The 7,379-nt window shown below is 61.0% G+C and carries 7 protein-coding genes; 4 read left to right on the forward strand and 3 right to left on the reverse strand.

Going from position 1 to position 7,379, the window contains the following annotated elements:
• Positions 1 to 105: 105 nt before the first annotated feature.
• Positions 106 to 1,383: a nucleotide sugar dehydrogenase gene (locus tag ROE7235_RS08600; RefSeq protein ID WP_121094651.1), complete on the reverse strand. Its 1,278-nt coding sequence runs from the start codon at positions 1,381 to 1,383 to the stop codon at positions 106 to 108.
• A gap of 1 nt (position 1,384) precedes the next feature.
• A complete protein-coding gene (locus tag ROE7235_RS08605; RefSeq protein ID WP_121094653.1) occupies positions 1,385 to 2,401 on the reverse strand; it encodes an SDR family NAD(P)-dependent oxidoreductase in 1,017 nt (338 codons plus the stop codon).
• Between the two features lie 259 nt (positions 2,402 to 2,660).
• Here ROE7235_RS08605 and ROE7235_RS08610 point away from each other — a divergent pair, with 259 nt between their 5' ends.
• Genes ROE7235_RS08610 through ROE7235_RS08625 form a run of 4 tightly spaced genes read left to right on the forward strand, consistent with a single transcriptional unit; the run spans position 2,661 to position 4,602 of the window.
• Positions 2,661 to 2,927, forward strand: a complete 267-nt coding sequence (locus ROE7235_RS08610) for a spike base protein, RCAP_Rcc01079 family (protein ID WP_121094655.1) — start codon at positions 2,661 to 2,663, stop codon at positions 2,925 to 2,927.
• A 35-nt stretch (positions 2,928 to 2,962) separates the two neighbouring features.
• Positions 2,963 to 3,688, forward strand: coding sequence for a hypothetical protein (locus tag ROE7235_RS08615; protein WP_121094657.1), 726 nt, complete (start codon positions 2,963 to 2,965; stop codon positions 3,686 to 3,688).
• Positions 3,685 to 4,089: a hypothetical protein gene (locus ROE7235_RS08620; protein ID WP_121094659.1), complete on the forward strand. Its 405-nt coding sequence runs from the start codon at positions 3,685 to 3,687 to the stop codon at positions 4,087 to 4,089. The genes ROE7235_RS08615 and ROE7235_RS08620 overlap by 4 nt, the downstream gene beginning before the upstream one ends.
• A gap of 51 nt (positions 4,090 to 4,140) precedes the next feature.
• Complete coding sequence (locus ROE7235_RS08625) at positions 4,141 to 4,602, forward strand: DUF1036 domain-containing protein (RefSeq protein ID WP_245963913.1); 462 nt, start codon at positions 4,141 to 4,143, stop codon at positions 4,600 to 4,602.
• Positions 4,603 to 4,716: 114 nt separating this feature from the next.
• Here ROE7235_RS08625 and ROE7235_RS08630 read toward each other — a convergent pair whose 3' ends face one another.
• Positions 4,717 to 7,008: a beta strand repeat-containing protein gene (locus ROE7235_RS08630; protein WP_121094661.1), complete on the reverse strand. Its 2,292-nt coding sequence runs from the start codon at positions 7,006 to 7,008 to the stop codon at positions 4,717 to 4,719.
• Between the last annotated feature and the right edge of the window lie 371 nt (positions 7,009 to 7,379).

Here is a 7,379-nt window from a genome sequence, read left to right on the forward strand (position 1 = left end):
CGACCGATATCTGGATCGCTGGCCAGTTCGCACACCGCGCGCCTCTCTGGTCGCGATGCGGCACCGAGCAACCAAATCCCGCGTCCCTGTTTGGGCCTTGCGCGCTCAGAGGCGCAGAAACCCTTCTGACAGGTCAAACACGGCTTTCATGTCGAAAACCACGCCATCCGCTTGCACCAAGCCGCGCAGCCAGTCGGGACCGTTCGACCGGAATTCGCGATGCGCGACCGCCATCAAAGCCCCGTCATAGACTGGAGAGTCGGGCAGGTCCGACAAGGTCAGCCCGTATTCGCGCGCGGCCTCTGCACGGTCGGCATGCGGGTCGTGCACATCCACGATGACGCCATATTGTTCCAGTTCTTGCACCACGTCGATAACGCGGGTGTTGCGCAAATCAGGGCAGTCTTCCTTGAATGTCAGCCCCAGCACCAGAACGCGCGCACCGCTGATGGGCCGCCCGGCCCGCGCCATCGACTTCACAAGCTGGCCGGCGACATGCGCGCCCATCCCGTCATTAATGCGGCGCCCTGCAAGGATGACTTGCGGATGATATCCCAACGATTCGGCCTTGTGGGTCAGGTAATAGGGGTCCACCCCGATGCAATGCCCGCCAACCAGTCCGGGGCGGAAGGGCAGGAAGTTCCATTTCGTGCCCGCCGCCTTCAGCACCGCATCGGTATCAAGGCCCATCCGTTCAAAGATGATCGCCAATTCATTGATAAGCGCGATGTTCAGGTCGCGTTGCGTGTTCTCGATGACCTTGGCCGCTTCGGCCACCCGGATGGACGGCGCCAGATGGGTGCCAGCGCTGATGATCCGGGCATAGAGCGCGTTCACGGCCTGTGCGACGTCTGGTGTGGAGCCGGATGTGACCTTGGCAATATCGGGCAGACGGTGCGCGCGGTCGCCGGGGTTGATGCGTTCGGGGCTGTAGCCGCAGAAGAAATCCTCGTTGAACCGCAGGCCAGAGACGCGTTCCAGCACCGGCACGCAGTCTTCCTCTGTTGCACCGGGATAGACGGTCGATTCGTAGATCACCACATCGCCGCGTTTCAGCGCGCGGCCCACGGTTTCGGATGCGCGCAACAGCGGTGTCAGGTCGGGGCGTTTATGCGCGTCGATCGGGGTGGGAACCGTGACAATGAAAATGCCGCAATCTGCCAGTTGAGCAGGATCGTCCGTCACGTCCAGCCCAGTCGCGGCGGCCAGTTCCCCGGCGCTGATCTCGCCCGTGGCGTCATGGCCCGCGCGCAAGCTGGCGATACGGGACGCATTCACGTCAAAGCCCAGCACGGAATGATCGCGGGCGAACTCCACCGCCAAAGGCAGGCCGACATAGCCCAGACCGATCACCGCGATCCGGCGCTGCACGAAGCCGCTCAAATCAGACACGGTAATAGTCCTTATACCAGTCGACAAATCCCGCGATCCCGTCAGAAATGCCGGTTTGCGGGCGGTAGCCGGTCAAATTCTGCAAAAGCTCTGCATTGGCCCATGTCGCGGGCACATCGCCCAACTGCATGTCCATGTAGTTGCGGATCGCCTTCTGCCCCAACTTACGTTCCAGCGCGTCGATGAAATCTTCCAGCCGCACCTTGTCGGAATTGCCGATATTGACCACGCGCCAAGGGGCCACGGGGCTGAGGCTGTCGCCTGCGACCGCGGTATCCGGTCCACCCGGAACCGCGTCGATCAGCCCGCGAATGCCGCGCACAAGGTCGGTCACATAGGTGAAATCTCGGAACATGTTGCCGTGGTTGTAGATGTCGATGGGCTTGCCTTCCAAGATCCCCTTGGTGAACTTGAACAGCGCCATATCGGGACGCCCCCACGGGCCGTAAACCGTGAAAAACCGGAACATGGTCGTCGGCAACCCGTTCACATGTGCCCAGGCATGCGACAGGCTTTCGGTCGCCTTCTTGGTTGCGGCATAGATGGTCAGCGGCGTGTCGGTTTTCTGATCCTCGCCAAAGGGCATTTCGGTATTCGCGCCATAGACGGAACTGGTGGCCGCCATCAGCAGATGACCGGTGCCGACAGCGCGCGAAGCTTCCATAATATTGAAGGTTCCGACGATGTTCGAATCGATATAAGCGCGCGGGTTTTCAAGGCTGTAGCGCACCCCGGCCTGTGCTGCGAGGTGGATGACCGCATCGGGCTTGGGACCGCTTTGCATCGCCGCCATGACGCTGTCCATGTCTTCAAGCTGGGCGATATGCGCCTTGAACCCGTCATAGCGTGCAAGCCGTGCATGGCGCGCCTCTTTCAAAGCGACATCATAATAGTCAGTCAGACCATCATAGCCGGTGACCTGCCAACCTTCCGACAAAAGCAGTTCCGCAAGATGGTAGCCGATGAAACCGGCGGTGCCTGTGATGAACGCGTGGCGTGTGCTGGACATGTTCCCTCCACTTGGGTGGGGCCCGCGCGCCCCTAGCATAGCGTTTCGGCTGCCTGCCCCCCGTGCCACGGGCGCGAGGCGACAACAACCCTGACAGGGTCTTACGCGGGGGCGTGCCGAACTTCCATTCCTATCTGACATGCTGTGCCGATAGTTGCGCACGCTGCCAGAACAGAGCCTTCACCTTGACCGAGTATCGTCCGATTTGCCCGCGTTGCACGCCAGTGCTGCAACCCTCTCTTGCAAAAGGAAACTCCCCATGGCCAACCCCTTGTCCAACCGCGCCCTGCCGCTGAGCGGCCCGGCGACCGACATCGCCCCCGTCACCCCCGATGACACAAACGACCTGCCCGACATGGCCATGGCGCTCTATGTGGAAACCGGCGGCGCCATCTCTGTTATCACGGCGCGTGGGCAGACCCGCACGGTGGCCGTGGCGGATTATTCGATCCTGCCGGTTGCCGTGCGACGGGTGCGCGCCGCTGGCACCACTGCGACCGGTGTGTATGCGCTGGTGCTGGCATGAGGGTCGTCACCGATCTGTCAATGCTCAGCAGACCGATGCGACCGCGCACGGCCACAACCGCACCACCGCCGCCGCCACCCCCGACAGGCGGCTTCGACAATTACGCCGTTCAGCATGATGCGTCGGCCGCCGCGGCTTTGTATTCAGATAGCGCCGCGACCCGACTGGCCGCCGATGGCCAAGCCGTTGCCCATGTCGCGGATCAATCAGGACTGTCCAACAATGCAACACAGCCGATTGTCGCGGCCCGTCCCGTGGCACGGATGTCCGGCGCGTTGGCATGGTTGGAATTCGACGGGCTGGATGACCGCATGATCGTTTCCCCCGACCCTTCATGGCGGGGCGCAGACATGTCGATTATCATGGTGGTGCGTTTGCAGTCTGTGTCATCCGCCGGGGCGCGCGTGATTGCCGGCGGCGTGGACGGTGCCTATGTCGCGCTGTATCAAAGCGGCAGCACAAGCACAGCGCTTGGCCAAGGCACTGCCCGCTATGTGAACGGTGCCTTCATTGCCGGCAATACGCGGGGCGACCTCTACACCGCTTGGGTGCGGGATGACTGGGTCGTGATCGAGGTGGCCGGGGTCGATTTCAGCAACGCGAACTTCGCGTCCGGGATGCAATTTCCCGGTTGGCGTAGCGATTCGAACCTGGCCAATTGCGAGATTGCCGAGGTGCTGATCCTCTCCACCTCAGACGCCGATGCCAACCGCGCGGATATTGTCGCGGCTCTCGTTGCAAAATTCGGGATCACATCATGACCGATACAAGCATGACACTGGCCTGCCCCGAACACCGGATCGCAGATGCCAACAACCTTGCGATGGTTCTTGGCGAAGGCCCGCTTGACGGGCAAACCTTCGGCACCGCTCACTGGCAGACGCCGCAAGGCGCACGGTATGCTCTGGCAAGGTTCAAGCCCGCGCTCCGATGGCAGGGTGTTCAAGATCAGGTTCTGGCACGGCCCGCATGGGATGGCCTGCCTTACCGTGTGAACATGGCGGGCGCGCTGCGAGCGCAAGACGCGTTGATGGATTGGGACACTGTGCCCACGGGCAACGCAGCTTTGCCAGAAGACCGGATCCTGATACTGCACGCGCTTTGTGTCGCGGACGTGCTGGACCGGCTGGGGCTTGTGATGCGCGACCCCACCCAGCCCTAAGTGCGCGTGACGCTTGCAAGCACCGCCCGCATTTGCAACTCTGTTCATGTCATGAACCATGCGCCCGCCCCAACTTCGCCGTCGCGTCTTGCGCACCTGTTTGGCGTGGGCGCGTCGGTTTTGGCGGTCATGGCGGGCGCAAGCGCGGCGCGGGCGGATTTCCGACTGTGCAATGACAGTTTCGACGTGTTGAACGTGGCGATTGCGCGCAATCCTGGGGCAGGCTTCCGCTCAGAGGGGTGGTGGACCGTTGCGCCCAACCGATGCGCCGTGCTGCTGCGCGGCGATATCGATGCGCGCTACTTGTATCTGTATGCGATTGATGTGTTCAACCAGCCCGTTCTGGACGGTGATATCGGGTTTTGCGTGGCCGAAACCGGGTTCAACATTCAGGGTGCGCAGGATTGCTGGGCCCGTGGGCATATTGATGCCGGTTTTGTAGAGATCGACACGGTCAGCGCAACCGACTGGACCGTTTTCGTAGGTGAAAGCGGCGACATCACACCCGAATAGGCAGTTGGACCCGGACAGGGACTGTTCCGTGTATGGCACCGCCATAGAAAAACCCGGCCTCTGGGAGGAGGCCGGGTTGAATTGTGAGAAGTGACGTTCCGGGAAACCGGGGTCTCAGAACTGAAGACGGACCTGAGCGGTAACGCTCGCGCCCTTCAGGTTGCGGTTGAAGCGATAATCCGCACGGATATTGGCGTTCAACTGCTGGATGCCCGATGGCGCAGAGCTCAGCACGCGCGCATAGCTCATGCCGACGCTGACTTCGCCGAACGCACCCATCGAGTCGGTGGTGAGCGTATCGGTCGCGCCGCCGCCGGTCGACGTGAAGGTCGCCACGCGGTCCGAGCTGAAGTCGTTGTAGATCGTCGCTGTCGCGAACGACGTCAGGGCGGAGTTGCTGGCTTCATCAACCATTGTGCGGCCAAAGGTTGCGCCGACAAACCCGATGCTTGTCTTGTGCGCTGCCGGCTGCAAAGTACCGACCGCAGCACCGTTGGCGCCGTTGAAGGTCAGCGATCCGCTGGTCGTGCGACCGACACCGAAGCCAGCCGTCGGAACGACGAACATGCCGTTCTCAAGCGCAAAGTTGTAGCTCGTTGAACCACTGATCTGCGTGGTTTTCGTGGTCGTCGAGTCATCAAGACCCAGCGCCGGGTTCAGGAAGTCGAACGTGCTGCGCTCGTGGCGAAGCTGAATCTCGGCCGAGAAGCTTCCATGCGCCGCGCTGACGTAGACGCCGCCATAGCTTTGCGAGAAATCGGCATCGGTGGTGAGCCCGAAGGAGTTGTGGAAAACCGAACCACGGTTGTGACCGAACAACACGCCGCCGACGATATCCCAGCCGCCGTCAAAGGCTTCGAAGCAACCGAAATCAAAACCACCCTGAATTCCCGCGAAGGTCGTTTGGGTCGTGCCGGCCGCAGCGAAGACGTTGCCTGTGGTCGTCGTGTCGGTGGTCGCGCGACCGCCGACAGCCCGCGCCCAGCCGCCACGGCTGCAGTTGTCGGGGGTGTCAAAGGCGATACCGCTGACGAACGCACCGCTTGGGCGGTTGATAACGGTGCCGATCAGGTTCTGCACCGAGCTGAATGCGCCGACGACGCCGCCGATTGCGGGGTTAACACCGGACACGAGCAGGATATCGCCGTTGCCGGGATCGGTGTCGAGCGTGTAGACGATCGGGCCGCGTGTTTGCGGAACACCGGTCATTGTCGCCGAAAGGCTGCCGCCCAAGGTGGTGCCATCGACCAGAATGATCGGGTTGTCTTGCAGGGTGAAGCCACCGGCCTGCGGATCAAGCTCGATGTTGATCGTGCCATCAATCGTGCCGCCAACGACCAATAGGTCGGTGGTTGCGGCATTCGCCGCGGTCAGGTCAATATCCATGACCAGAGTGGTAGAACCCGTCATGTCACCGGAGATTGTGAAGGTATCGCCGACCGTGCCGTCATCCAGACGAATTTCGCCGCCGGTATTCACAACGCTGCCGTCAATCTCTCCAGCATCGCTGCCGACAATGATACCGGTGTTGGTGAAGGTCGGAACGGTCAGGGTCTGACCGGCGCCGATCGTGGTGATCCCGTCATTGCTGACCGAACCTGTGACAACCATATCACCGCCGGTGACGTTCAAGCGTCCGCCCTGCACGTCAACACTGCCAGTATGGGTCAGCATTCCAGTGGTGGTCAGTTCACCACCCGTGAGCGTGGTCATGCCGGTGATGGTGCCTTCTGCATTCACCTCGCCATCAGCGAGCATGATATCGCCGACGATGCTGCCATCGGTGTCTAGGATGCCGCCATTGACTGCAACGTCGCCTGTGATCGTGCCGGAGTTGTTGATCCGCCCACCATCGACGCTTGCTGCTTGCGTGCCGTTCAGGGTCACGTTGGTGTTCACTGCGGCACCCGCCTCGATGGTCAGGATGCCGAGGTTCACCGTCGTGTCACTGCCGTTGATGGACCCGCCAGCTTGAATGGTCGCGGTGGAGTTGGTTCCCAGCGTCAAACCGTCATTCAACGCCCCGGCAGATGTCAAATTGCCGGTTTCCATGTTGACGTGGCCTACAACAGTACCAGTGGACCCGATGGTCACAGTGGTCGTGGATTGACCAGCTGCCCCGGTCGTGTCGATACCGCCAGAGATGGTGCCATCATTGACAACCGTCCCGCTGATCACCGCCACATCGTTGACCGATGCGGTCACACCGATATTCAAATTGGTTGCAACACCTTGAAGCCGATAATCGGTCGCACTCGGGAGGACGAGGTCGATATCGTCCGTACCGGTCAGGACAGTCTGGGCCTGCGCAAAGCCGGGAAGGGCCGCCAAAAATACGACGGCCAGGCCAGTGCTGCTTTTCAGGGTTTTGCGCAGAGCGGGCGCGTCAATCTTTTGATGTATCATTGGTTGGTCAACCTCGGTCCTAAGTTGGCAGCACCGGCATGCGAGACGCCGAAACGGATTTGCGGATTCACAGAAACTGCATGAACTCGTCGCGATGAACTTAGCCAGTTTCGTGATCGACCTCAACTGCTGGCCGCAAACTCAGTCACAAAGCCGATCATTTGCCGCCATGTTGCGCGGTTATGTTGCGACAACGCAACAAAGCCTATGGTGTCACCCCGCGTGGCCACACCATATCTAAGGATATACTCCGAGTCCTGCAGAAGCCGAATTTGTTGACTTGACTGCTGGGTTTGGAACGATTCAGCTATTGCTTATGATCCGCCCTGACTTTCTTTCCTCACCAGCCCGCCTCGAGCTTGAGGCTTGCG

It is taken from the genome of Roseinatronobacter ekhonensis, from assembly GCF_900499075.1.
GTDB lineage: Bacteria > Pseudomonadota > Alphaproteobacteria > Rhodobacterales > Rhodobacteraceae > Roseinatronobacter > Roseinatronobacter ekhonensis.

Excerpts from the sequence above, each read along its gene's own strand:
- ROE7235_RS08610 (WP_121094655.1), top strand. The coding sequence starts at position 2,661 with ATGGCCAACCCCTTGTCCAACCGCGCCCTGCCGCTGAGCGGCCCGGCG.
- ROE7235_RS08625 (WP_245963913.1), top strand. The coding sequence starts at position 4,141 with ATGAACCATGCGCCCGCCCCAACTTCGCCGTCGCGTCTTGCGCACCTG.
- ROE7235_RS08605 (WP_121094653.1), bottom strand. The coding sequence starts at position 2,401 with ATGTCCAGCACACGCCACGCGTTCATCACAGGCACCGCCGGTTTCATC.
- ROE7235_RS08615 (WP_121094657.1), top strand. The coding sequence starts at position 2,963 with ATGCGACCGCGCACGGCCACAACCGCACCACCGCCGCCGCCACCCCCG.
- ROE7235_RS08620 (WP_121094659.1), top strand. The coding sequence starts at position 3,685 with ATGACCGATACAAGCATGACACTGGCCTGCCCCGAACACCGGATCGCA.
- ROE7235_RS08630 (WP_121094661.1), bottom strand. The coding sequence starts at position 7,008 with ATGATACATCAAAAGATTGACGCGCCCGCTCTGCGCAAAACCCTGAAA.